The 21,725-nt window shown below is 61.5% G+C and carries 24 protein-coding genes; 16 read left to right on the forward strand and 8 right to left on the reverse strand.

Features of this window, described 5'->3' with window-relative positions:
• Genes B5M41_RS22175 through B5M41_RS22185 form a run of 3 tightly spaced genes read right to left on the reverse strand, consistent with a single transcriptional unit; the run spans position 1 to position 2,539 of the window.
• Positions 1–768, reverse strand: coding sequence for a GntR family transcriptional regulator (locus tag B5M41_RS22175; RefSeq protein ID WP_230640289.1), 768 nt, complete (start codon positions 766–768; stop codon positions 1–3).
• 24 nt (positions 769–792) lie between these two features.
• Positions 793–1,146 (reverse strand): RidA family protein, encoded by a 354-nt coding sequence (locus B5M41_RS22180; RefSeq protein WP_134650230.1) that lies wholly within the window; start codon positions 1,144–1,146, stop codon positions 793–795.
• 52 nt (positions 1,147–1,198) lie between these two features.
• Positions 1,199–2,539, reverse strand: coding sequence for a D-amino acid dehydrogenase (locus B5M41_RS22185; RefSeq protein WP_230640291.1), 1,341 nt, complete (start codon positions 2,537–2,539; stop codon positions 1,199–1,201).
• A 132-nt stretch (positions 2,540–2,671) separates the two neighbouring features.
• Between B5M41_RS22185 and B5M41_RS22190 the strand changes: the two genes are divergently transcribed.
• The 6 genes from B5M41_RS22190 (at position 2,672) to B5M41_RS22215 (ending at position 7,927) form a co-directional block, all read left to right on the forward strand.
• Positions 2,672–3,766, forward strand: a complete 1,095-nt coding sequence (locus tag B5M41_RS22190) for an ABC transporter substrate-binding protein (protein ID WP_134650231.1) — start codon at positions 2,672–2,674, stop codon at positions 3,764–3,766.
• Between the two features lie 83 nt (positions 3,767–3,849).
• On the forward strand, positions 3,850–4,743 hold the full coding sequence (locus tag B5M41_RS22195) for a branched-chain amino acid ABC transporter permease (RefSeq protein ID WP_134650232.1): 894 nt from the start codon (positions 3,850–3,852) through the stop codon (positions 4,741–4,743).
• Positions 4,736–5,629, forward strand: a complete 894-nt coding sequence (locus B5M41_RS22200) for a branched-chain amino acid ABC transporter permease (RefSeq protein WP_134650233.1) — start codon at positions 4,736–4,738, stop codon at positions 5,627–5,629. The genes B5M41_RS22195 and B5M41_RS22200 overlap by 8 nt, the downstream gene beginning before the upstream one ends.
• Positions 5,622–6,380 (forward strand): ABC transporter ATP-binding protein, encoded by a 759-nt coding sequence (locus tag B5M41_RS22205; RefSeq protein ID WP_134650234.1) that lies wholly within the window; start codon positions 5,622–5,624, stop codon positions 6,378–6,380. The genes B5M41_RS22200 and B5M41_RS22205 overlap by 8 nt, the downstream gene beginning before the upstream one ends.
• Positions 6,377–7,096: an ABC transporter ATP-binding protein gene (locus B5M41_RS22210; protein ID WP_134650235.1), complete on the forward strand. Its 720-nt coding sequence runs from the start codon at positions 6,377–6,379 to the stop codon at positions 7,094–7,096. Before B5M41_RS22205 ends, B5M41_RS22210 begins: the two co-directional genes overlap by 4 nt.
• Before the next feature lie 33 nt (positions 7,097–7,129).
• Complete coding sequence (locus B5M41_RS22215; protein WP_134650236.1) at positions 7,130–7,927, forward strand: maleate cis-trans isomerase family protein; 798 nt, start codon at positions 7,130–7,132, stop codon at positions 7,925–7,927.
• 219 nt (positions 7,928–8,146) lie between these two features.
• Here B5M41_RS22215 and B5M41_RS22220 read toward each other — a convergent pair whose 3' ends face one another.
• Positions 8,147–9,034, reverse strand: coding sequence for a DMT family transporter (locus tag B5M41_RS22220; RefSeq protein ID WP_134650237.1), 888 nt, complete (start codon positions 9,032–9,034; stop codon positions 8,147–8,149).
• A gap of 106 nt (positions 9,035–9,140) precedes the next feature.
• On the opposite strand from B5M41_RS22220, the gene B5M41_RS22225 reads away from it, so the two are divergent.
• Positions 9,141–9,857, forward strand: a complete 717-nt coding sequence (locus B5M41_RS22225; protein ID WP_167719207.1) for an ArsR/SmtB family transcription factor — start codon at positions 9,141–9,143, stop codon at positions 9,855–9,857.
• A 43-nt stretch (positions 9,858–9,900) separates the two neighbouring features.
• On the opposite strand, the gene B5M41_RS22230 is transcribed toward B5M41_RS22225, so the two are convergent.
• Positions 9,901–10,737 carry an MFS transporter gene (locus B5M41_RS22230; RefSeq protein ID WP_134650239.1) on the reverse strand — a complete coding sequence of 279 codons (837 nt, stop codon included), beginning with the start codon at positions 10,735–10,737 and terminating at the stop codon, positions 9,901–9,903.
• Here B5M41_RS22230 and B5M41_RS22235 point away from each other — a divergent pair.
• Positions 10,660–11,262 (forward strand): LysR substrate-binding domain-containing protein, encoded by a 603-nt coding sequence (locus B5M41_RS22235; RefSeq protein ID WP_134650240.1) that lies wholly within the window; start codon positions 10,660–10,662, stop codon positions 11,260–11,262. The two genes, B5M41_RS22230 and B5M41_RS22235, sit on opposite strands and share 78 nt — an antisense overlap.
• Positions 11,263–11,454: 192 nt before the next feature.
• Here B5M41_RS22235 and B5M41_RS22240 read toward each other — a convergent pair whose 3' ends face one another.
• Both B5M41_RS22240 and B5M41_RS22245 read right to left on the reverse strand, forming a co-directional pair.
• Entirely contained in the window at positions 11,455–12,309 is an 855-nt protein-coding gene (locus B5M41_RS22240) for a D-amino-acid transaminase (protein ID WP_134650241.1), read from the reverse strand.
• Between the two features lie 14 nt (positions 12,310–12,323).
• Positions 12,324–13,097: a LamB/YcsF family protein gene (locus B5M41_RS22245; protein WP_134650242.1), complete on the reverse strand. Its 774-nt coding sequence runs from the start codon at positions 13,095–13,097 to the stop codon at positions 12,324–12,326.
• Between the two features lie 230 nt (positions 13,098–13,327).
• On the opposite strand from B5M41_RS22245, the gene pxpB reads away from it, so the two are divergent.
• Genes pxpB through B5M41_RS22285 form a run of 8 tightly spaced genes read left to right on the forward strand, consistent with a single transcriptional unit; the run spans position 13,328 to position 20,161 of the window.
• A complete protein-coding gene (gene pxpB, locus B5M41_RS22250; protein ID WP_134650243.1) occupies positions 13,328–14,071 on the forward strand; it encodes a 5-oxoprolinase subunit PxpB in 744 nt (247 codons plus the stop codon).
• Positions 14,068–15,048 (forward strand): 5-oxoprolinase subunit C family protein, encoded by a 981-nt coding sequence (locus B5M41_RS22255; protein WP_134650244.1) that lies wholly within the window; start codon positions 14,068–14,070, stop codon positions 15,046–15,048. The genes pxpB and B5M41_RS22255 overlap by 4 nt, the downstream gene beginning before the upstream one ends.
• Positions 15,045–15,689, forward strand: a complete 645-nt coding sequence (locus B5M41_RS22260; protein ID WP_134650245.1) for a GntR family transcriptional regulator — start codon at positions 15,045–15,047, stop codon at positions 15,687–15,689. Before B5M41_RS22255 ends, B5M41_RS22260 begins: the two co-directional genes overlap by 4 nt.
• Complete coding sequence (locus tag B5M41_RS22265; protein WP_134650246.1) at positions 15,686–16,630, forward strand: NAD(P)-dependent oxidoreductase; 945 nt, start codon at positions 15,686–15,688, stop codon at positions 16,628–16,630. Before B5M41_RS22260 ends, B5M41_RS22265 begins: the two co-directional genes overlap by 4 nt.
• Positions 16,627–17,883: a hydantoinase/carbamoylase family amidase gene (locus B5M41_RS22270; protein WP_134650247.1), complete on the forward strand. Its 1,257-nt coding sequence runs from the start codon at positions 16,627–16,629 to the stop codon at positions 17,881–17,883. The genes B5M41_RS22265 and B5M41_RS22270 overlap by 4 nt, the downstream gene beginning before the upstream one ends.
• The gene (locus B5M41_RS22275) at positions 17,880–18,518 is read left to right on the forward strand and encodes a GntR family transcriptional regulator (RefSeq protein WP_134650248.1); all 639 of its coding nucleotides are present in this window, start codon (positions 17,880–17,882) and stop codon (positions 18,516–18,518) included. The genes B5M41_RS22270 and B5M41_RS22275 overlap by 4 nt, the downstream gene beginning before the upstream one ends.
• Positions 18,519–18,530: 12 nt before the next feature.
• Entirely contained in the window at positions 18,531–19,715 is a 1,185-nt protein-coding gene (locus tag B5M41_RS22280; RefSeq protein WP_134650249.1) for a M24 family metallopeptidase, read from the forward strand.
• Between the two features lie 32 nt (positions 19,716–19,747).
• Positions 19,748–20,161, forward strand: a complete 414-nt coding sequence (locus B5M41_RS22285; RefSeq protein ID WP_113049404.1) for a VOC family protein — start codon at positions 19,748–19,750, stop codon at positions 20,159–20,161.
• A 61-nt stretch (positions 20,162–20,222) separates the two neighbouring features.
• Here B5M41_RS22285 and B5M41_RS22290 read toward each other — a convergent pair whose 3' ends face one another.
• Positions 20,223–21,398, reverse strand: coding sequence for a M24 family metallopeptidase (locus tag B5M41_RS22290; protein WP_134650250.1), 1,176 nt, complete (start codon positions 21,396–21,398; stop codon positions 20,223–20,225).
• Positions 21,399–21,725: the final 327 nt, after the last annotated feature.

Here is a 21,725-nt window from a genome sequence, read left to right on the forward strand (position 1 = left end):
TCAATCGTCCCGCATGAAGATGCGGGCCAGGCCTTCCTTCACCGTGTCCACGGCGTCCGTGGCGCTGATCCGGATATGGTCCCCCATGAGGGTCGCTGCCGTCCTGCCGTCCCGCTTCAGCATCGCCTCGGCGATGTTGTTATGCTCCGTATAGGTCGTGGAGAGGCGGCGATGTTTCTCGACCTCGATGTGCCGCACGAAGTGAATGCGCGTATTGATGCCTTCGATCATCTTGGCGAGTTCGGGATTGCGCGAGAGGTTTGCAATCCGCATGTGGAACTCCTCATCTTTTGCGGTCAGGTCCGCGCTGGAAAGCGCATCCGCCATGGCCGATGTCTTCTGCCACCAGTCGGCCAAGGTCCTCAGCTCGAGATCGGTTGCGTGTTCGGCCGCAAGCAATACGGCCCGCTCCTCGAGAAGAATTCGAACATCCGTGAGGTTGAGGATTTCCTCGACATCGAAGCCGCGGCAGAAAAAGCCGCGATTGAGCTGAAAGGTGATCAACCCTTCGGTGACCAGCCGCTGCAAGGCCTCGCGGATAGGACTGCGGCTCACCTGCATTCTGGCCGCCAGCTCAAGCTCGTTGATCCGCTCGTTCGGCTTGAACCGGTATTCCATCGCCATACGGCGGATTTCCTCATACACACGAGGTCCGGTCTTCGCAGGTTTCTGTGCCAACACGTCTTGATCCTTGGGGTTTCGGCGATAGGGCAACCGGACCAATGCGCTCATGCCATGCAACCTGTCAATCGGAACCGGCGCGGTCATGCTCTGAAGCCGCGCCGGCAGCTGTCAGATACCGGCGATGACGGCGATCTCGACGGTGAATTGCGGAGCGGCCAGCCTGGATTCGACGCAGGCTCGCGCCGGTGTCTGGCCGGGAACGACCCAGGCGTCCCAGACGCCGTTCATCTCGTCGAAGGTCGCAATGTCGGTGAGCCAGATCGATGCGGAAATAAGCTTGCTCTTGTCGGAACCCGCTTCCGCGAGAAGTTCATCCGTTTTTGCAAGGATGTCGGCCGTCTGGTCGGCAACGGAGGCGCCAGGCGCGCGAAGCGCGACCTGGCCTGCGAGAAAAACGAGATTACCGTAGATGACCGCCTGCGACATTCTCGGGCCGGTGCCAAATCGGGTGATCTGGTTCATGTGTTCTCCTTTTCTGGGTGTTGGATTAGGTGCGGTTTCAAACTATCGCGCGTCAGGCGGCTACCAAGGGAACAGTGTCGAGATCGACGGGTGAATCCCGGCCGGCCATCAAATCAGCAATGATCCGCGCCGAGCCATGCGACATCGTCCAGCCAATATGGCCATGTCCGGTATTCAGCCAAAGATTATCGATCTTGCTGCGCCCGAGAACGGGGAGATTGTCGGGCGTCATAGGCCTGAGGCCTGCCCACATATGGGCTCGGTCATACGCGATGCCCTTGGGAAATAGCGAGCGGGCCACGTCCATCATAAATGCGAAGTCGGACGGCTTGTGCGACCGATCGTAGCCGGCAAATTCCGCCGTCGCTGTGACGCGGATCGCATCTCCCATCGGAGTGATGGCCACGAGAAAGTGCTCGTCGAGGACGGGCACTTTCGGGGCGAGGTCCGGATCGGTGATCGGAATGGTGAGCGAGTAGCCCTTTATCGGATAGATGGGAAGCGAAAGGCCGATCTTGCGGGCAAACAGGGGGCTTTCGCTGCCCAGGCTCAATACGTAACAATCCGCGGAGAAATCGCCCCTGCTGGTCACGACCCGTGTGATCCTGTCGCCGCTCCGTTCCAGCTTCAGGATCCGTGTATCGGTGAGTATGCGGCCGCCGCGGCTGCGGACGATATCGGCGAGCGCCTTGGTGAATTTCGATGAGCTGCCGGTCTCGTCCGTCGGGCAGAGTATTCCGCCGGCGATGAGGTTGCGCGAGGCAAGCAGGGTTGGCTCGCGGCGGACGACCTCGTCGGCATCTATCACGCGGATTTGCTGGCCATCGCTTTCCAGAAGCTTCATGTTGCGCACGCCTGTATCAAGCGCCGCCTTGTTCCGGTGGAAGTAGATGATCCCCGATGTCGTACGATCATAATCGATCTTCTCGCGGGAAACGACCTCCTGAAGAACCGACTGCGAATGGGTCGCAAGACGGTGCTTGCGAAGCGTGTTCAAGCGGGCCTTTTGCGCCGTGCATTCTCGCAGGAACCGCAGCGACCAGCTGTAGAGATGCGGGTCGGCGGATAGGCGAAAGCGCAGCGACTGGTTCTTCAGGAACAGCGATTTCAGCAGGATCTTCGGTGCAGCAGGAGACGACCAGACGAAGGAATGTCCAGGCGCAATCATGCCCGCATTACCCCAGCTGGCGCTCTCCGCTACCTGGCTCTCCTGCTCCAGCACGGTGACGTCGTGGCCATCCTGGAGAAGTTGATAGGCCGTCGTAATGCCGACGACACCGCCACCAAGAATCAAGGCATGCATAGCGCGCGCTTCCTGTCGAAAACATTGTCGACAATAAATGACGGCACAGGGTTTTGTGTCAACCCACTTTCGTAAGGTATTCACGCACATTCTAACCGCCTCTCCGCCGGCAACGGAAATGGGCGATTGATGCACTGCAAAAAAAATACTGCACCGCACTTGACGCGGTTCTTTATTGTCGTTTCTATTGTCGACAATAAATTCCAACAAAAGGGGTGTCGCATGAAAAGCATTTTGTTGAGTGGTGTATTCGTTCTGGGCTTATCGGTCGCGGCCTATGCCCAGGAGGCGGTGATCGGTGCCGTCCTGCCGCTTTCCGGTTCCAGCGCGACGCAGGGCGACGACCAGCGGCGGGGCATGGAGCTGGCGCTGGAGAAGATCAATGCCGACGGCGGCGTGCTTGGCCATCCGTTGAAGATCATCACCGAAGATTCCGGCGGGCGGACGGCGACGGCACTCGATGCGGCGAAGAAGCTCGTGACCGTCGACAAGATCCCCGTCGTCCTGGGGGAATTCTCGTCTGGTATCACTATTCCGATCGCGCAATACCTGCTGCAGCAGGATCGGGTGCATATCAATATCGGCAGCTCCAGCACCCAGATCCGCAGCCTGGGCAAGGGCGCTTTCAGCGTCATCGGGCTTGATGACGTTTCCGGGGCCTTTGCCGCTCAGGATGTCTTCTCCGGTGGTGCCAAGAACGTCGCGGTCATCGCCCCGAACAATGCCTATGGCCAGGGCATCGCCAATGCCTTTGCCGCCAAGTTCAAGTCGCTCGGCGGTGCCATCACCTCAACCGTGCTTTATACCGAGGGGCAAACGACCTATCGCCGGGAACTGCAGCAGCTCGCCGCCGGTGAGCCGGATCTCTATGTCTACACCGCCTATGGCAAGGAATCGGCGACGATCAACCGCGAAAGCTTCGAGCTCGGGCTCAACGACAAGAAGTGGTATGGGCTCTATCTGACCATGTGTACCGCCGACAGCGATCCGCAATATGTCGAGGGCCAGATCGGCATGGACCTCAACTATATCGGCGGCAATGGCGGTGATTACCAGAAAGCCTATGAAGCCAAGTACAAGGGCGGGTTCACCTCGACCTTCAACGGTTTCGCCTATGACGGCGTCATGCTCGTGGCCGCCGCCATCAACAAGGCCAAGTCGCTTGATCCGCAGAAGATCGAAGACGCGATCGCCGAAATCGGCAAGAGCTACGAAGGTGCCACCGGCCCGATCCTATTGGATGCCGACGGGCAGCGCAGCACCCAGCCCTACCTTCGCCTGAAGATCGAAAGCGGCAAGGCCGTCGCCACACAGTAATCACCGTCAGCGCCGGCATGCTGAGGAAAGACCTTCGGGATGCCGGCGCTTTCGATCTTTGCCGGTTGGACAGGACGAAAATCATGTTTCAATTTCTTGTCGACGTGCTGATGCGCGCCTGTGATCTCATGCTGGTGGCGATCGGCATGAGTGCCGTCTATTCGCTGATGAAGTTTCCCAACATCGCGCTTGTTCAATATGCCGCCACCGGCGGTATTCTGGCGATCGTGTTGCAGAAGATCGGGGCACCGGTGGCGGTCGCCATCGTATTTGCCGTTGTCCTGACGGGTCTCGTTGCGGTTATCCTCAATGAATTCCTGTTCAATCGCATGCTGAAGATAGGTTCTTCGACAGCCATGATCGGCTCGTTGGCCGTCAGCCTGGTCTTCTCCGCCGCCTTCCTCGTCACGGTCGGCCCGAACCCAAGCCGCTTCCGCCTGCCCGTGTCCAAACCGATCCGCATCCTCGATGCACGCATAACCGAGCCGCAGCTTGTCAGCTTCGCCATCGTTGCGGTCGCGCTCGGTGTTTTCGCGCTCCTCTATTTCCGCACCGATCTCGGCCGCTGCATGCGGGCGACATCGACCAATGAGGTTCTTGCCGACGCCACCGGTATCAACACCGCCCGGATGAAGACGATCATCGTGCTGATCAGCGGGGTCATGGCAGCGCTTGGCGGCGTTGCCATCGCGCTGAAGGGCGAAGTCGACATCCAGATCGGAATGGACCTTCTGCTGCCGGTCTTCGCCTCCGCAATCCTGGGCGGGCTCGGCAACCCGTTCGGCGCTGTTGCGGGCGCTCTATTGATCTCGCTTGTCGAGACGGTCGTAACGACCATCAATTTCGGGCCGCTGATGGGGCAGGTGGTCGTCTTCCTGCCGGTCGCCTATGCGAGTGCGATCTCCTTCCTTCTTCTCGTCGCAGCACTCCTGTGGCGTCCACGCGGTCTTTTCGTCAGCGAGGTCAAGCGTGTCTGATTTCATCATCCACGTGACCATTATGTCCGGCCTTTATGCGCTTCTCGCGTTGAGCCTCAATCTGCAGGCCGGTCTCGGTGGCCTGATGAATTTCGGCCAGATCGCGCTTTTTGCCTGCGGCACTTATGGCGCCGCGATCGCCTTCCATTTCGATTTCGGCGCCGTTTCCGGGTTTGTCCTCGCCGTCCTCGCGGCTGCGTTGCTGGGCTGGGCTTTCGCCAGCGTCGGCCGCAACCTGCAGGCCGATTATTGGGGTATCGTCACCTTGGCGCTCGCCGAGGTCATCCGCATCATCGCGACGAACGAGGATTGGTTGACGGGCGGCGCTCAGGGGATCGGCGGTATACCGCCACTCTATGCCGGGCTGGATGGTCAAACTCGCCAGCTCGTCATTCTTGCAACGGTTCTCCTGCTCGTGCTCGCCGCCGGATTGTTCTGCCGTCATCTGATCGGCGGCCGTTACGGTCTCTCGATCAAGATCATGCGCGAGGAGCCGCAGCTTGCCGCTTCGCTCGGCTACGATACGATTGCTCTGAAGCGTCAGCTGATGGCGGTATCCAGCGTGCTTGCGGCGGTGTCCGGTTTCCTGTTTGCCCACTATGTCAGTTTCGTCGGACCTGAGCAGATCGACAGCTCGGAGACGTTTCTGATCTGGGCGATGATCGTGGTCGGTGGTCTCGGCAACAATGCGGGCGCCATCGTCGGCGCCTTCCTCCTGCAGTTCACCTTCGCCTTCATTCCCTTCGTCAAGGACTGGATCGGCCTGCCAAGCGAATATGTTGCCGCCGGCCGTTTGCTTCTGACCGGCGGCGGGCTGATTGCCTTCATCCTCTTCCGCCAGTCGGGCATCGTTCCCGAACGTGTAGGAGGGCGCCGTTATGTCTGATTCCGTGCTTGCAATTGAAGGTGTGGCCAAGTCTTTCGGTGCGAACCAGGTTCTGGCAAATGTCTGCTTCAGCATAAGGAAGGGCGAGATCGTCGGCCTGCTTGGTCCGAATGGCTGCGGCAAGTCCACATTGCTCAATCTCATATCGGGCGTGTTTCCAGCAGATGCCGGAACCCTGGCATTCCAGGGCGAAAACATGACCGGTCAGAGCATGGACCACATCGCGCGCAGGGGGCTCGTTCGTACCTTTCAGCTGCCTTCCATGCCCCGCCGGATGACGGTTGCCGAGCTGCTTCACGGTGCTGCGGCGCGCGGTGCCGGGTTTGGAAGCCTGTTCCGGCGAGATGCAAGTGAAATGGCCGAAATCGATGGGTTGCTGGACGAGCTTGCGTTATCACATGTCCGGTATCTTCCGGCGGCTTCCCTGTCCGGCGGCCAGAAGAAGCTGTTGTCCATCGCGCTTGCTTTGCGGGCGTCGCCCAGGATGATATGCCTTGATGAACCGACAGCGGGGGTCCATCCCAATCTGCGCCATCACATGGTCGGGCTTCTGCGGCGCATTAATGCCTCGGGTATTACACTGCTGATCGTCGAACATGACATGCATTTTATCCGTGAACTCTGCTCGCGCTGCGTCGTGATGGATCGCGGTGCGGTGATTGCCGATTGCAAGCCTTCGGAACTCACATCCAACGAGCAGGTCGTCGAGGCCTATCTGGGCAATGCAAGGCAAAAGAGGGCGATGGCATGATCGAAGTCACCGAAGTTAGGGCCGGTTACGGCGATGGACCGGACATTCTCAACGGCATTTCGCTGACGGCCGAACCGGGACGGATCGTCACGATTCTCGGGCCGAACGGCTGCGGAAAATCCACGCTGCTGAAATGCATAGCCGGTTTCGTTCGCCCGCGGGCCGGCCATATCCGCATGTCAGGCGAGGCCGTGACCGATGTGCCGACCTATCTGAAAGTCCGCAACCACCGGGTCGGTTTCGTGCCGCAGACCGACAACGTCTTCGCGTCCATGACGGTGGCAGAAAACATCATGCTTGGCGGCCGTCTGATGGAGAGACGAGATCGCGAACGCCGGTTCGATACGCTCCTCGGCCAATATCCAAGCCTCGCTTCCAAGAAGAACAGGCGGGCATCCGCCCTGTCCGGCGGCGAGCGACAGCTTCTTTCGCTTGCACGCGCGCTGATCTCGGAGCCGTCCATCCTTCTTCTCGACGAACCATCGGCCGGCCTGTCGCCGCGCATGATGCACGACGTCTTTGAGGCGATCGCCGATGTCAGGCGCCGGGAGGGGCCATCCATCCTGATGGTCGAGCAGAATGCGTTCGAGGCGCTGCATGTGTCCGATAGCGCTTACGTCCTGTCGTTTGGCAGCGTGGCGATTGAAGGGGCGGCATCCGATCTGCTGGCCGATCCGGCCATGCGCTCGCTCTATCTCGGCGGCGACAAGCATTGAATTTCGTTTACATATGACGGGAGATTATAGCGAATGACCATCCATCCGCCTCAAGCCGCGAAGCCGCTTGCCGTTAATAGGGAAGGGCTACCCTTCGAGATCGACGACGGCATCGGCACGCTCGCCAATCTCGGGCTGCTGGTTCTCAGGACCGATCAGACCATCGAGGACGAGTTCCGCTTCGCCCTGCCGCGATCCGAGATCGCTCTCTACCAGGCGCGGCTCTACAGCGATGTGGAGATCACACCGGCGAACCTGATAAAGATGTCAGATGAAATTCCCGGAACGGTCGGCCTTTTGCCGGACGTGAAATTCGATGTGATAGGCTTTGCCTGTACCTCCGGTTCGCTTGTCATCGGCGAGGAGCGGATTGCGGAGCGTGTCCACGAAGTGCTGCCGGGTGTCAAAGTCACCAACCCTGTCACGGCCGCCCGTGCCGCCATGGAAGCGCTTGGTGCTCGCAACGTTGCATTGCTGACGCCATATATGCCTGAAATCAACCATTCGCTGCGCGCGTCGCTGATGGCAAGGGGAATGAATATTCCAGTCATGGGATCCTTCCACGAGCCCGACGACAATCGTGTGGCACGGATCACGCCTGGTTCGGTCGAGCGCGCCATCATCGAACTCGGAAGCTCGGATGAATGCGATGCTGTCTTCGTGTCCTGCACCAGCTTGCGCGTCGCGCGCATCGTTGAGCAGGTGGAGGCGAAGCTTGGCAAGCCGGTAACATCCAGCAATCACGCGCTCGCCTGGCACATGCTCCGACTGGCCGGCGACGACCGGCCGATCTCGGGGGCCGGCCGGTTGTTTACGCTGCGGCCCCGCTAACCCGGTGCCATTCCGCAACCGCATGACCGTCTTGGATACGACATCCGCCGGCCACGTCTTATATCCGCCAGTCTCGCCACCCGCAGCCGGCTTCCGAACGTTTCCCGAGACGGCGCGTGGGATATTCCCCACAGCCGGGCAGTATGACCGTGAGGTCAACGCCTGGACCGGCCAGGCTCACCCGATTCCCGGGCGGAACGAGAGATGTGAAAGTTATGATCACCAGGTCCCGGTGGTTTCTTTCCGCGTTCGCAACCGCCATCCGAGCTGCACGCCGAGGGTCCCGAGCATAATCAGGCTCATGCCGGCCGCCTGGATCGGGCCGATCGGCTGGTGGTAGAACAGCCAGTCCACGAGAATGGCGACCAGAGGGAAGATAAAGGCCAGCACGCCGATCGTCGCGGTCGAAAGTTCAGGCAGTGCCCGGAACATCAGCGTGTAGGCAATGCCGGTATGAATCACACCGAGACAGAAGAGCCACTTCCATGAGGCCATGGGCACCGGCTGCGTGACCTCCGGCATGGGCAAAAGCAGCACCCCGGCAACGACAGCCTGAATCAGCGTCGTTACCTCCGGCCGTTGGTCGCCGAGCCTTTTCCCGAGGATCGTACCGAACGCGTAGAGCAGCGCTGCCAGCAGCGACAAGGCAACACCCATAGCCCATGCCGGACTGACAGGGCCTTGTTGACCGACAAGACCTGTGGCCAGGCCGGTACCAATGAAAGCTGTCAATATCCATAGAAGCTCGTGGCGGCGGACTGTCTCCTTTAAAAAGAGAGCGCCGATCAGCACGACGAAAAACGGCTGCACATGATAGATGATCGTAGCGGTCGCAATCGTCGTGGACGTGTATGCGGCAGTCAGAGCCACGGAACTGCCGAGATTGCAAATGCCGCCAACGGCGGCCATTACCACCAGCCGCAGCGACAAATCCCGCACACGCAGATAGCCCCTGCCGACACACCATGCCACCAGGAACAGGCTGGCAAAAACGCAGCGCCAAAAGACGGTGGCGACGGCCGGAAGGCCACCCTCGACGGCAAAGAGGCCAATCGTTCCGAAGATGACCATGGACAGGGTGAGGTTTAGCGCCTGCACGTTCACCATTGTACGCTCCAAGTCAGGGCTGGTGGCCGTCCCGCGTCGGAAGCGTGCAACCATCATCGATTTATGATATATGGACTGATGGTCTATAATGCATCACGAGTCAATGATGAATGGAATCCAAGCCGCATCTGATATTGCAAGATTGCTTGCCGATCCGCTGCGGCTGTCCATCCTGCAATTCCTGACATGGGGGCCCTGCTCGGTGGCGAAGCTGGTGGAGGCAACGGGAGCTTCGCAACCGAATGTCTCCAACCATCTGAAGCTTCTTCGTGAAGGAAGCGCGGTTGTTGCGGACAAGCAGGGGCGACAGACGTTCTACCGGGTTGCATCGCCCGACGTGGCGGAGGTTATCGCGGCACTCTCCTGGGCGGCCACGGGCTCGGACACCATGTCACTGGTTCGCGCCACTCCGGATGCGCTTCAGGAGGCGCGCACCTGTTACGACCACCTTGCGGGTCGGATCGGTGTCAGGATGATGGCAGGTCTTGTCGATAAATCCGCAATCACCAAGGCGGACAATCCCTGGGACATTATCGAGCTTGGACCGGCCGCTTCGGATGTCTTCGGTCGTCTTGGTTTCGATCTCGGCAAGGCGATCAACGACGGCACGCGGCGGCGGTTCGCGTTCGCCTGTCCGGACTGGAGCGAACATCAACACTCGCATCTCGGCGGCCTGCTGGGTGCGGCGCTGTGTGAGCACTGTCAGAGCCAGGGCTGGATCGAGCGCGGGGCCGAATCCCGAGCCATGATCGTGACACCCAAGGGCCGAGATGCGCTGGACTGGCTCCTGGAAAATCCGTCGGGCGGTTCGCGCAACGTCTGAAGCCGCCGTGTTGTATTTCTTGGGTCTCTTGGGAGATCGGCGCTCACCGGCACGCTTCGGACGCAACGGCCTCTTCCTCCGTTTGATGTCCCAGCGCCAGGAAGACGATGAGGGCCGTGAGGCTGGTGATCGCCGCCAGCAGGATCAGGAGCCGGGAGAATGCCTCGCTGTAAGACGCAAGGATCTGTACGGCTTCGGCACCGCGCATGGCGGCAAACGCGCTACCAAGGTCGCCGACAGCGAGGCTCTGACCGGCAGCCTGTGCAGCACCGGACAGGCCGACTGCATGGATATGTCCGGCGATCAGCATCGAGAGAACCGCGCCGACCACGGCGAGCGCCGCGCCTTCTCCCGCCACGCGCACTGTGGAGAAGATGCCCATGGCCATGCCTGCGCGTTCCTTCGGCACGACACCGATGGCAAGGCCATCCATCAGGCCCCAGGGCAGGCTGATACCCGTGCCAATCAACAGCATCGGCCGCGCCAGTACGGCAGCCGACGTGCCAACCGGCAAGGTGGAGAGCCAGGCAAGGCCACAGGCCGTGACGATCAAACCCGCGGCGCAGAGCGTGGCCGGGCGCACAAAGCGCGTCAGCCAGCCGGCGACGATCGGCAGGACAAGGAGCGGCGCCGACAGCGCGATCATCAGCCCGCCCCCGGCGACCGTCCCCATGCCTTCGATACCGACGAACCGCAGGGGCAGCAGAATGAGCAGGACGACGAAGCCATAGGCGGGAGCGGCGGCGAGCAGCTGCACACCGACGAAACGGCGATAGCGAAACAGTGACAGATCCAGCCCTTCATGGCCCGCTATCCGGAGATCACGCTTGATCTCGATTTCAACGACCGCATCGTCGACCTGATCGAAGAGGGCGTGGATGTGGCTATTCGCAGTGGGGAGTTGCCGGACAGCCGGCTGATGGTGCGCGCGCTACGGCCCTTCCGCCTGCTTTTGGCCGCCACGCCAGCCTACCTCGCACGTCATGGTACCCCGCGCTGCCCGCGCGATCTTTCCGATCACTGCAGCATCGGATTTCGCTTCCCCAACAGCGGCAAGATACAAAGCTGGCCGCTACGCAGATCCAAGGGCGAACCGGATCCCCGCCTCAACTATGTGCTCACCTGCAACAATATGGAGGCACTGCGGGGGGCCGTGCTGCGTGACCTCGGCATCGGTTGCATGCCGGATTTCCTCGCGGAGGCGCCGGTGCTTGCGGGCCATCTCGTCCCGCTGCTCCTGGATCACCTGGACGCACCTGGCCAGTTCAACCTCATCTGGCCATCAAGCCGGCATCTTTCGCCGAAGGTGCGCGTCCTCGTCGACTTTCTGGCAGAACACCTCTTCATCTCCGAGCCGTGCCTCTCCACCAGCGAGCGTCACCCGGCGTCCGGTGAGAATGCATGAGCGACTTTAGCATGCGCCTTCAACCATCTCTTCTCACCGGACCGATGGAAACCCGGTTTCTTCCGGGTCGGCCTACGAACAGGCTGGCGTTATGAACCGGACAGCAGCAAAACCTTAGCCATGACCAACGGGCTTAAATCAACCGAACGGGTTTCATCATGTTGCCGCCCGCAAGAGAGCGGCAACAATGCGTCAGATGGCGTTTGCCAACTTCTTTTCGATGTAGAGCTGGCGCATCTTCAGGGTCAGCGGACCGGGCTTGCCGTCGCCGACATTCTGGCCGTCGATCGCAACCACCGGCAGGACGAAATTGGTGGCCGAGGTGATGAAGGCTTCCGCTGAATCCTTGGCTTCACCCGGCGTAAAGGCGCGCTCTTCGTAGTCGATACCGGCCTCTTTGGCGATGTCGAGAACGCTTGCGCGGGTAATACCGTGCAGAATCGCATGTGAGAGCGGACGGGTGATCAGCTTGCCGTCCTTGGAGATGATATGGGCGGTGGCCGCGCTTGCCTCGGTGATGAAACCGTCTTCCACCAGCCATGCGTCGTCGGCGCCCTTGGCGGCTGCTTCCATTTTCGCCATCGACGGATAGAGGAGCTGCACCGTCTTGATGTCGCGGCGCGCCCAGCGTTGGTCCGGCAGGAGGGCAACGGAGATTCCGGTCTTTGCTTTCGGATTGTCGAGAACCGGTTTTGCCTGCGTGAACAGGGTCAGCGTCGGCTTCGGATCCACCGGATAGGCGAAATCGCGGTCGGCGGTGCCGCGTGAGATCTGCAGGTAAATCAGGCCTTCGTTGAGATCGTTGCGACGGACGATTTCGCGATGAACTTCCAGCAGTGCTTCCGGCGAAAGCGGGCAGGTGATGCCGAGTTCCTTGGTCGAGCGCTGCAAGCGCGCGGAATGGCCGTCATATTCCAGCAGCTTGCCGCCGACAACGCCGGTGACTTCATAGATCGCATCGGCAAACAGGAAGCCGCGGTCGAAAATCGAGACCTTGGCATCTTCTTCCGGCAGCCACTCGCCGTTCAGGTAGACAGTACGGGACAATGAAAAAGGCCCTTTCACATCTTGGGTTTGGTAAATGGTGCGATGGTAACGCCGGCTTCGGACAACCTGTCACGCAATGCGCGTGCGGTGGCGGGCGCGCCGGGCGTGTCGCCATGGATGCAGACGGTCGCCGCATTGACCGACAGATGCGATCCGCTGATCGTCGGGATCCTGTTGTCGCAGACCATGGAGAGAACCTGGTCGACGCTTGCCGACAGATCATGGATCACCGACCCTTCCATCTGGCGCGGCGCAAGCATGCCGTTTTCCAGATAGCGGCGATCGGCATAGACTTCGCAGGCAACCGCAAGGCCGGCCTCCTCGGCAGCAAGCATCGTCTGCGAATAGGGGAGCGTGATGAAAACAAGGCTCGGGTCGACCGCCTTGATGGCCTTGACGCAGACGCTTGCCAGCGTCTCGTCTTCGGCTGCGATATTGCCGAGCGAGCCATGCGTCTTCACATGGGTGATCGGCCAGCCGAGCGTGGTTGCCATGCCTTGGATCGCAGCGATCTGATAGATGATCTGCGCCTCGATATCCTCCGGGCGCTCGCCATAGATTCGGCGCCGGCCAAAGCCGTAGAGATCCATGAACGAAGGGTGCGCGCCGATCGCCACGCCGTTCTCGCGGGCCGAAACGATCGTGTCGCGCATCACGCTCGGGTCGCCGGCATGGAAACCGCAAGCGATGTTTGCGGTCGTGATGATATCCATCATCGCTGCGTCGTCGCCGATCTTGTAGGCGCCGAAGCTTTCACCCATGTCGCAATTGAGGTCGATCGTAGGCATGCGGATCATCCTGTCTCTGTGGTTTATCGATGAGGCACGTTCGCGTGATATTGCTGGCCATAATCGTAAAGCAGCCTTGACATACAGTTGGTGTACTGAAATGACAAGGAGGTTGTTTGCTATGCGAATCCGCATCGGCAACGTATGGGAACACAATGGATAAAGCGGATACGCTGCGCCCTCGTTGATTGCAGACTGGCAAAGGGTGCAAGCGGAATTTGGAACAATGAATGACCGTGCCCCATCACGCGCACCTCACCTATCCGCGAATTGCCGCAAGCGGCGATCGCGCCATCGTCATCGAACTCTCGGACCGGATTTCCGAGGAGACGAACATGCGCGTCGTGGCGCTGGCGGACGATCTCGAAAGCAACCCGATTGCCGGGATCGTCGAGACGGTGCCGACCTATCGCTCGCTGCTCGTTTCCTACGATCCCCTGGTCGTGCGCGGTCGCGATCTTTCGGCGCTTCTGCTTGAGCGGCTTTCCGGCATCGCTATCGACGGCCGCCGTGGGCGCCGGCTGGTTGTGCCGGTGATTTACGGCGGTGACGTCGGCCTCGACCTTACCGAGATGGCGGAGATGAAGGAGATGAGCGTCGCGGAACTCATAGCCGCGCATGGTTCGGCGGACTACCGCGTCTATATGATCGGCTTCGCGCCGGGCTTTGCCTATCTCGGCGGCCTGCCGGAGAAGCTTCATACGCCACGGCTTGCCGTGCCGCGCCAGAGGATCGAGGCAAGCGCCATCGGCATCGGCGGCAAGCAGGCCAGCATCAATTCCGTGCCCGGCCCGAGCGGCTGGCGCTTCATCGGCCGTACGCCGATCAAGGTTTTCGATCCCGCCCGCAGCGATGCCTTTCTCCTGAAGGCCGGCGATCATGTCCGCTTCCGCGCCATCGAAAAGGATGAGGCCGCGGCGCTGGATGCAGCGGTTGCCTCCGGCGCTCCGCATATCGAGTGGGAGGATGCATGACCACGCTCACCGTCAAACAGGCAGGCCCGATGATGTCCGTGCAGGATCTCGGCCGCACCGGTTTCGTACGGATGGGGGTCTCGGCCTCCGGCCCGATGGATGGTGTTGCGATGCGGATCGCCAACCGCCTCGTCGGCAATGGTGACAACGATGCGCTGATCGAGTTCTCCAATGTCGGCGGCCAGTTCGAAGTGGATGAGCCCGTGCTCTTTGCCGTTACCGGCGGCGCCGTCTCGGTCACGATCGATGGGGGCCGCGTTGATTGCTGGGCAAGTCACATGCTGGCACCTGGCCAGGTTCTGCGCATCGGCGCGCTCACCAGTGCGGTCTGGGGCTATATCGCGTTCTCCGGCGGCATCGAGACTGAACCCGTGCTCGGCGCACGTTCCACCCATCTTCGTTCCGCCATCGGCGGGCTCGACGGCAGGCGTCTGGCGCCCGGTGATGTGCTGCCGCTTGGTGCCACACCCGAGACGGTGCTCGCCGGCCCGCAAAAAGTTCTTCGCACGCCGCTTCATCGCTTCGCAGGCCCGATCAGGGTCATCAAGGGGCCGCAGGCAGGGCATTTCGATAAGGCTGCATGGCAGCAGTTCCTGCGCGGGCCCTTTACCGTGTCGGGCAGCCGTGATCGCATGGCGCAGGTGCTGGAGGGCCAGGAGATCGTCGCGGCCGGCGGGCATGACATCGTGTCGGATGGCACGGTGATGGGTTCGATCCAGGTGCCGGCCTCCGGCCGCCCGATCATCCTGATGGCCGAGCGGCAGACGGCCGGCGGTTATCCGAAAATCGCAACCGTCGCCTCCGTGGATCTGCCGCGGCTGGCGCAGGCGCTGACCGGCAGCCAGATTCGCTTCAAGCTCGTGACGCAGGAACAGGCGGAAGATCTCTGGATCGCCCATACCCTTGCACTCGACGAAGTTCTTGCGGGCCTGGATCAAGCGCCGGATGCGGCAATGTTTGAAGGAGGCAGGTCTTGAACAAACCGCTCGCAAAGCAGGCTTACGGCAAGATTATCGAGATGATCCTCGCCGGCGTCTTGAAACCGGGCGACCTTCTGCAGGAAGCCAAGCTCGGGGACGAGTTCGCCATGTCGCGCACGCCGGTGCGCGAGGCGATCAAGCGCATCGAGGCGGAAGGTCTTGCCATTCAGGACGGTCGGTTCCTCAAGGTGCGGACGCTGACGATCCCGGAGGTCGAGGAAATCTTCTTCATGCGCCAGCAGCTGGAAAGTTATTGCGCGCGGCATGCGACCGGTATTCCGACCGCTATTCTCGACGATCTGGAAAGCCGCGTCCTGACATTGCAGAGGCAGGGGCCCGGGGAGGAGGACGAGCAGCGCAGCATCGATGACGACCTGCACTATTCGCTGGCGCGTGCTGCCGGCAACCAGATGATGGTGCGCGCGATCGGCGATCTGCGCCGTCGCACCTGCATGTTCGACCATACCCAGGTTCCGACGCGTTTCATCGTCAGCTGCCAGGAGCATTTCGATATTCTTCAGGCGCTCCGCGCTGGCGACGGTAAGCGTGCCGGCGTGCTGATGGGCGAACATATCACCCATGCCCGCGACGCCGTCCTTCAGCGTCTGAATACGCCTTTACCGAGATCGCCCCTATGAAATGCCTGATCGTCCAACCCATCCATGCTGCAGGCATCGCCCTTCTGAAGGATGCGGGTGTCGAACCTGTCCTCTGCCCTGACACCGATATTCAGACCATAATGCGGCTGATCCGCGGATGTCAGGCCGTGATTACCCGCGACGCAGGCCTTTCCGCGGAGGCTATCGCCGTGGCCGATACGTTGAAGGTGATCGTCTCGCATGGCGCAGGCCACGATTCGATCGACAAGGTCGCGGCCGGAAGGCGCGGGATCCTCGTCTGTAATACGCCGGGCGCCAACGCCCGTTCGGTCAGCGAACTGGCTCTGGGCTTGGCCATAGCCGCCGCACGCCTGATCCCGGCTGCCGATCGGTCCGTGCGTACCGGATCACGCGGTTTCCGCGAGACCTCGACCTTCCATGAGCTCTTCGGCAAGACGGTTCTCTTGGTCGGCTGGGGCGCAATCGCGCAGGGGCTCGGGCGCATGCTCGATATCGCCTTCGGCATGCGCGTCCTCGTCTATTCGCCGCGCAGCACGGGCGAACTGCCTTACGAGCGTGTCGCGATGCTCGCAGAGGGGTTGGCTTGCGCCGATCTCGTCTCCATTCACACACCACTGCGCGAGGAAACCCGCAACCTGTTCGACGCCGAGGCCTTCGGCGCCATCAAGCGTGGCGCGATCCTCGTCAATACGGCGCGCGCAGGGCTTGTCGATGAGGCAGCGCTTGCCGCAGCGATCGAAGATGGCACGCTCGCGGGAGCGGCACTCGACGTCTATTCGCCGGGTGCGGCGCAAGGGCCGCTCGGCGCCACCAACCGGGTAATCTTTACGCCGCATCTCGGCGGTACGACCGGTGAAGCGCTGGAACGTGTTGCGCTTGCGGCTGCAGGCCACGTGCTGACGGCGCTTTCCGGCGGTCGTCCGGCAACGACAGTCGAAATGCAAAGGTTGGACGCATGAATTCTGTCATCAGGGAGACGATCGACCGGCTGATCGACCGGGTCAATGCGATCTCGGATGTCGGTCCGGGTTTCACCCGCCCGTCCTATAGCCGGCTGGAAAGCCAGGCGCATGCCGTCGTTGCCGAGGAGGCTGGGGCGCTGGGCCTTGAGGTGACGCGCGATGCCGGCCTCAATCTCTTTGCCCGCCTGCCGGGCCGCGACCGTTCCGCACGTGCAATCTATATCGGTTCGCATCTCGATACCGTCTCGATGGGCGGCGCCTATGATGGCCAGGCTGGTGTTTCGGGTGCCATGGCGCTGGTGACTACCTTCGTGAAAAGCGGCGAACAGCCGCCCGTTGATATCGTCGTCACGGTGACGCGCGCCGAGGAAAGCGTCTGGTTTCCGGTTTCCTACGCGGGCTCGCGTGCGGCGCTCGGCCGGCTGACGGCACAGGAACTACAGGCAAAGCGCTCCGATACCGGCCGCACGCTTTACGATCATATCGAGGAAGAAGGTGGTCGTCCGGAGGAGATTTTGGCCGGACCCGGCCTTGCACCCGCCCGCTTCATCGAACTGCATATCGAACAGGGCGCTGTCCTCGACACCGCAAAGGAGCCTTTCGGCATCGTCTCCGGCGTGCGCGGCGGCCTGCGTTATCGTGAGGCGCGGATCGACGGCACCTGGGCGCATTCCGGTGGCCCGGCGCGTTGCGAGCGCGCCGATGCCGTCTTTGCACTGGCGGATCTGATCGTCGGCATGGACAGGTGCTGGGAAGAGACGCTTGCGCGGTCGCAGGATCTAACCGTCACCTTCGGCCGTGTCGATGCGGCGTCGTCGGAACATGCCTTTGCCAAGGTGCCCGGCCGGGTGGATTTCTGCGTCGATCTGCGCAGCGATACCGTTTCCGTGCTTGACGAGCTGGATAGTCTCTTCAGGGCACAGATCGACAAGATCGAGAAGGCCCGCGGCGTCCGCTTCGATCTCGGTGCCCAGTCGCGCAGTCAGCCGACGAAACTCTCGGCGGCGCTCGGTGACCAGATCGCCCGCGGCGCCTCGCGGCTTGGATATAGCCCACGCAGGATGCTTTCCGGCGGTGGGCACGATGCGGCGGCCTTCGCGCAGGCCGGCTGGGACAGCGTGATGGTGTTTCTGCGGAACTGGAACGGCAGCCATAACCCCGACGAGGGCATGGATCCGGCGGATCTGGCCGCAGCCGTCGAGGTTGTCCACGCTGCGATCCGCGATGATGGCAAGGGAGGTGATTATTGAGCGACAAGGAAACTCTCGCGCAACAGGTCTATCGTGACCTGAAGCAGCGCATCCTCGAAGGGCAGTTTTCCTCCGACGAAATGCTGACGGAACGGACCCTGGCGCTGGAATCGGGTATTTCGCGCACACCGCTGCGCGCCGCTATTTCGCGCCTTGAGAAGGAAAACGTCATCTCGCGCCTGCCCAACGGCGCGTTGATGGTGCGGCCGGTCACCGTGGAGCAATTGCTGGAGATCGTGCAGGTCCGCCGGCTTCTCGAAGGCTCGGCCGCTGAAAAGGCCGCAAGTCTGCCGTTTACGGAGGAACTGTCGCAATCGCGCGAGCGGATGCGTTACTTCACCAGCGGCGGCGATATCGCGTTCGACCTCTTCTGGATCGATGACGACGCCTTTCACAATGCGGTCGCCCATGCCGCCGGCCTGCCGCTCCTCGCCTCGATGCTGACCGAGATGCGCAGTATCGCGCGCCGCTGCACCATCACCCGGACCCACGACCGCTTCGACCAGCAGGCGTTGGAACATATCGCCGTTATCGATGCCATCGAGGCACGTGACGGCGCTGCCGCCCGTGCGGCGATGGAAGTGCATTTCGATAGTGTCAGAACCCGTTTTCTCGGCTGGCTGGCGCGCAATTGAGATTTTGGCCGCATGACCTTGCATCCGACCTTTGACACGCAGGCCCAGATCCAGGGCATCGAAGCGGCCTTTCCCGCAGCGGAATTTGCCGAACGGCAGGCTCGCGCCCGTGCCGCCGTTGTCGCCGTCGGCCATGAGGCCCTGATCGTTACCGGGCCGGAAACCATTTACTGGCTGACGGGGCGCCAGACGGCGGGATATTTTGCCTTTCAGGCGCTGATCCTGCCGGCGGATGGCGAGCCCGTGCTTCTTGTGCGCCAGCTCGAACTCTTCGGAACGCTCGCCAATACCTATCTGCCCGATATCGTCTCCTATCAGGATGGCGACAACCCGGCCGAAGCGCTTGTGGACCTCCTGCGCAAGCGCGGTATCGTCAAGCCGGCAATCGAGCTTGCCGGCTGGTTCCTGTCGCCAAAGCTTGCGGCCGAGATTTCCGAACGACTTGGCGTTGCCTCTCTCATCGACGGCTCGCAGATACTTCCCTCACTCAGGATGATCAAGTCGGCGGCCGAGCTCGAGGCGATCCGTCATGCGGCCCGCTATGCCGAAGCGGGCATGATCGCCGGCATCGCGGCTTGCGCTATCGGGGCCGATGAAAATGCCGTTGCTGCCGACATGCTGCATGCGGCGACGCGTGCCGGCTCGGAAGTCATGGCCATGGAGCCGCTCGTCTCCTCCGGGCCCCGTAGCGGCCTTCCGCATATGACATGGCGCCGCCGCGTGCTCGAGGCCGGCGATCCGCTCTTCCTCGAACTGGCCGGCAGCCACGCGCGCTACCATGCCGCCCTGATGCGAACGGTCTGGATGGGGGCCGCCCCGGACGAGGCGCAGCGGATGATGGATTGTGCGCTGCGGGCGCTCGATGCGGCGCTTTCCGAGATCCGGCCGGGTGCGACCTGCGCCCATGTGCATGACACGGCACAGGCGATCATCGATGGCGCCGGCTATACGGCAGCCTTCCGCAAGCGTATCGGCTATTCGATGGGCGTCGCCTTCGCGCCGGATTGGGGTGAGGGGGCAATCCTGAGCCTCTTCTCCAACGTCACCCGCACTATCGAACCGGGCATGGTCTTCCATCTGCCTGCGACATTGCGAAGTTACGGGCAATGGACCGTCGGCGCCTCGGAAACGGTGATCGTCACCGAAACCGGCGCCGAACCGCTCTCCACCCTGCCGCGCCAACTCACCATCCGCTGATCTCAACCCAGCCAGACAAAACGGAGCACTCCATGCGTTCACTTTTCCATCTTGCCTACCATGTGACCGATCTTGATGCGTCGCGTCGCTTCTACGGCGATATCCTCGGCTGTGAAGAAGGCCGATCGACCGATACCTGGGTCGATTTCGACTTCTTCGGCCACCAGATTTCCCTGCATCTCGGCAAGCCTTTCGAGGTCACCCGTACCGGCAAGGTCGGCGACCACATGGTAATGATGCCGCATCTCGGCGTCATCCTGCGTCTTGAAGACTGGTTCGCGCTGGCCGAGCGTCTCGAAAAGGGCGGTATCGCCTTTGACATCCCGCCGGTCGTTCGCTTCGAAGGCGAGCCGGGCGAGCAGCGCACGATGTTCTTCTTCGATCCGAGCGGCAACCCGATCGAGGTCAAGGGCTTCAAGGATTTCGAGGGCGTTTTCGCGCACTGACACGAAAGGCCCGGCAGATGATTGATCTGCCGGGCTTTTTCGATTCTGGTCTGGAAACGCCTTAAAACATGCTGGGCGAATTGGTGATCAGCTCATTGGTGTTTTCGCCGATGATGACGATGTCCTCGTAGAAGGCAGCACCGACGCCATCGAGCGACAGGAAGGCTTCGACGCCGAAGACCATGTTGGCCTCGACTACATCCTCCGGCATGGACATGGTGGTGGAGATACGCGGCAGTTCGAAGCCGAGCCCGATTCCGTGGCCATAGAACGGGAAATTCTTCATGATCGGCGAGATCGAGCCACCGAAGGCCGCCGTCATCCGGTCGCCTTCCGCCGCCACGTCCAGTAGTTTCACGCCCGGCCGCAGCATATCCGACAGGCGATGCACGATGCCGCTTGCCGCCTCGATCAGGCGAAGCTGCTCGGCACTGGCTTTCCCACGCACGGCCGTGCGGCCGGGATCGAGATAATAGCCCTGATAGAGCGCGCCATGCAGCGTACCGGTGACGATGTCGCCGACAGCCGGCACGTCCTCGCTATAGCCGGTCAGCGGAAAGCGCTGGTCGAAGCCGAGCGTCTCGCCGTGATTGGTGCCGATCATCTGGATGCGGCCGCCGCGGGCGATGACGGCGCGGGCTGCCTCGCCGGCTGCCTCGCGCTCTGAAAGCCCGCCGATCAGCCCTTCCATCAGCGCGTTGACGCCAAGGGTCGCCGTCTCTCCGGCATAGCGATAACAGTCGAGCTCGCGGTGGCTCTTGATGCGGCGCACGGAGCGCACGAGGTCGTCGGCCGGCACCCATTCGATATCGGGTGCGACAGCTTCCAGCTGCCGGTAATACTTGATCGGAATGAAATGCGTGCCGACCAGCGCCACGCGCCCCTTGATGCCGCGCTCGACCAGCGACTTCGCGACGCTTTCGAACGGATGGTTGCTGCTCAACACGTCCTCAATGGATACAAGATCGCGGCGCACTTCCGGCTCGTCGATGTGCAGCTGCGGCGCACTGCCGGGCTGCAGGATGACGCCTGCAAAGGAACGGGCGGTCCAGATCAGCGAGTCCATGCCGCCGCTGATTGCATAGTGGTTGGAGAGATAGAGGACGTCGCCGCAATTGTCGGTCGTGCCGCCACCGCGGCCGAAGATAACAGCGGTCTCGAAGCCGCGGCGGGTGATCTCGTCATGGACGCGCGACCAGCGGGTTTCATACTCGTCGACGGGGAAATAGCGATGCATGCCGTCACTCCTGAGGCGGATATTGCTTGCGTGCGCAGGGGTCCACCTTCGGCCTTCAGAGGTGGGGAGAGGCGCTGCCTGATTTTCGGTACACCGCCTGTATCCGTTCGTCAATGTGACGTCGCGCCGTCATGTCCACGCTGGCACCTGACTCGGCACCGGAAAGTATGATCGCCCAATACGTGGGCTGACGATGATTAAAAAATGCGCGTTACGCCAACGAATTGATCGCTAATTTATTGAAAACCCTACTTGAACTCCAGTGGTATACTGAATAGGCTTTGTGTACCGAAACTGAGGGCCGGGCTTCAGAAGGTGTCGATCGCC

This window comes from Shinella sumterensis (assembly GCF_004514425.2).
GTDB classification, from domain to species: domain Bacteria; phylum Pseudomonadota; class Alphaproteobacteria; order Rhizobiales; family Rhizobiaceae; genus Shinella; species Shinella sumterensis.

What these genes read in the sequence shown, in the direction of transcription:
- B5M41_RS22270 (WP_134650247.1), top strand. Translation starts at nt 16,627, where the DNA reads ATGAATTCTGTCATCAGGGAGACGATCGACCGGCTGATCGACCGGGTC.
- B5M41_RS22290 (WP_134650250.1), bottom strand. Translation starts at nt 21,398, where the DNA reads ATGCATCGCTATTTCCCCGTCGACGAGTATGAAACCCGCTGGTCGCGC.
- B5M41_RS22190 (WP_134650231.1), top strand. Translation starts at nt 2,672, where the DNA reads ATGAAAAGCATTTTGTTGAGTGGTGTATTCGTTCTGGGCTTATCGGTC.
- B5M41_RS22215 (WP_134650236.1), top strand. Translation starts at nt 7,130, where the DNA reads ATGACCATCCATCCGCCTCAAGCCGCGAAGCCGCTTGCCGTTAATAGG.
- B5M41_RS22220 (WP_134650237.1), bottom strand. Translation starts at nt 9,034, where the DNA reads ATGGTGAACGTGCAGGCGCTAAACCTCACCCTGTCCATGGTCATCTTC.
- B5M41_RS22235 (WP_134650240.1), top strand. Translation starts at nt 10,660, where the DNA reads ATGGCCCGCTATCCGGAGATCACGCTTGATCTCGATTTCAACGACCGC.
- B5M41_RS22245 (WP_134650242.1), bottom strand. Translation starts at nt 13,097, where the DNA reads ATGCCTACGATCGACCTCAATTGCGACATGGGTGAAAGCTTCGGCGCC.
- B5M41_RS22225 (WP_167719207.1), top strand. Translation starts at nt 9,141, where the DNA reads ATGAATGGAATCCAAGCCGCATCTGATATTGCAAGATTGCTTGCCGAT.
- B5M41_RS22210 (WP_134650235.1), top strand. Translation starts at nt 6,377, where the DNA reads ATGATCGAAGTCACCGAAGTTAGGGCCGGTTACGGCGATGGACCGGAC.
- B5M41_RS22205 (WP_134650234.1), top strand. Translation starts at nt 5,622, where the DNA reads ATGTCTGATTCCGTGCTTGCAATTGAAGGTGTGGCCAAGTCTTTCGGT.
- pxpB (WP_134650243.1), top strand. Translation starts at nt 13,328, where the DNA reads ATGACCGTGCCCCATCACGCGCACCTCACCTATCCGCGAATTGCCGCA.
- B5M41_RS22175 (WP_230640289.1), bottom strand. Translation starts at nt 768, where the DNA reads ATGACCGCGCCGGTTCCGATTGACAGGTTGCATGGCATGAGCGCATTG.
- B5M41_RS22265 (WP_134650246.1), top strand. Translation starts at nt 15,686, where the DNA reads ATGAAATGCCTGATCGTCCAACCCATCCATGCTGCAGGCATCGCCCTT.
- B5M41_RS22185 (WP_230640291.1), bottom strand. Translation starts at nt 2,539, where the DNA reads ATGTGCGTGAATACCTTACGAAAGTGGGTTGACACAAAACCCTGTGCC.
- B5M41_RS22255 (WP_134650244.1), top strand. Translation starts at nt 14,068, where the DNA reads ATGACCACGCTCACCGTCAAACAGGCAGGCCCGATGATGTCCGTGCAG.
- B5M41_RS22285 (WP_113049404.1), top strand. Translation starts at nt 19,748, where the DNA reads ATGCGTTCACTTTTCCATCTTGCCTACCATGTGACCGATCTTGATGCG.
- B5M41_RS22280 (WP_134650249.1), top strand. Translation starts at nt 18,531, where the DNA reads ATGACCTTGCATCCGACCTTTGACACGCAGGCCCAGATCCAGGGCATC.
- B5M41_RS22180 (WP_134650230.1), bottom strand. Translation starts at nt 1,146, where the DNA reads ATGAACCAGATCACCCGATTTGGCACCGGCCCGAGAATGTCGCAGGCG.
- B5M41_RS22195 (WP_134650232.1), top strand. Translation starts at nt 3,850, where the DNA reads ATGTTTCAATTTCTTGTCGACGTGCTGATGCGCGCCTGTGATCTCATG.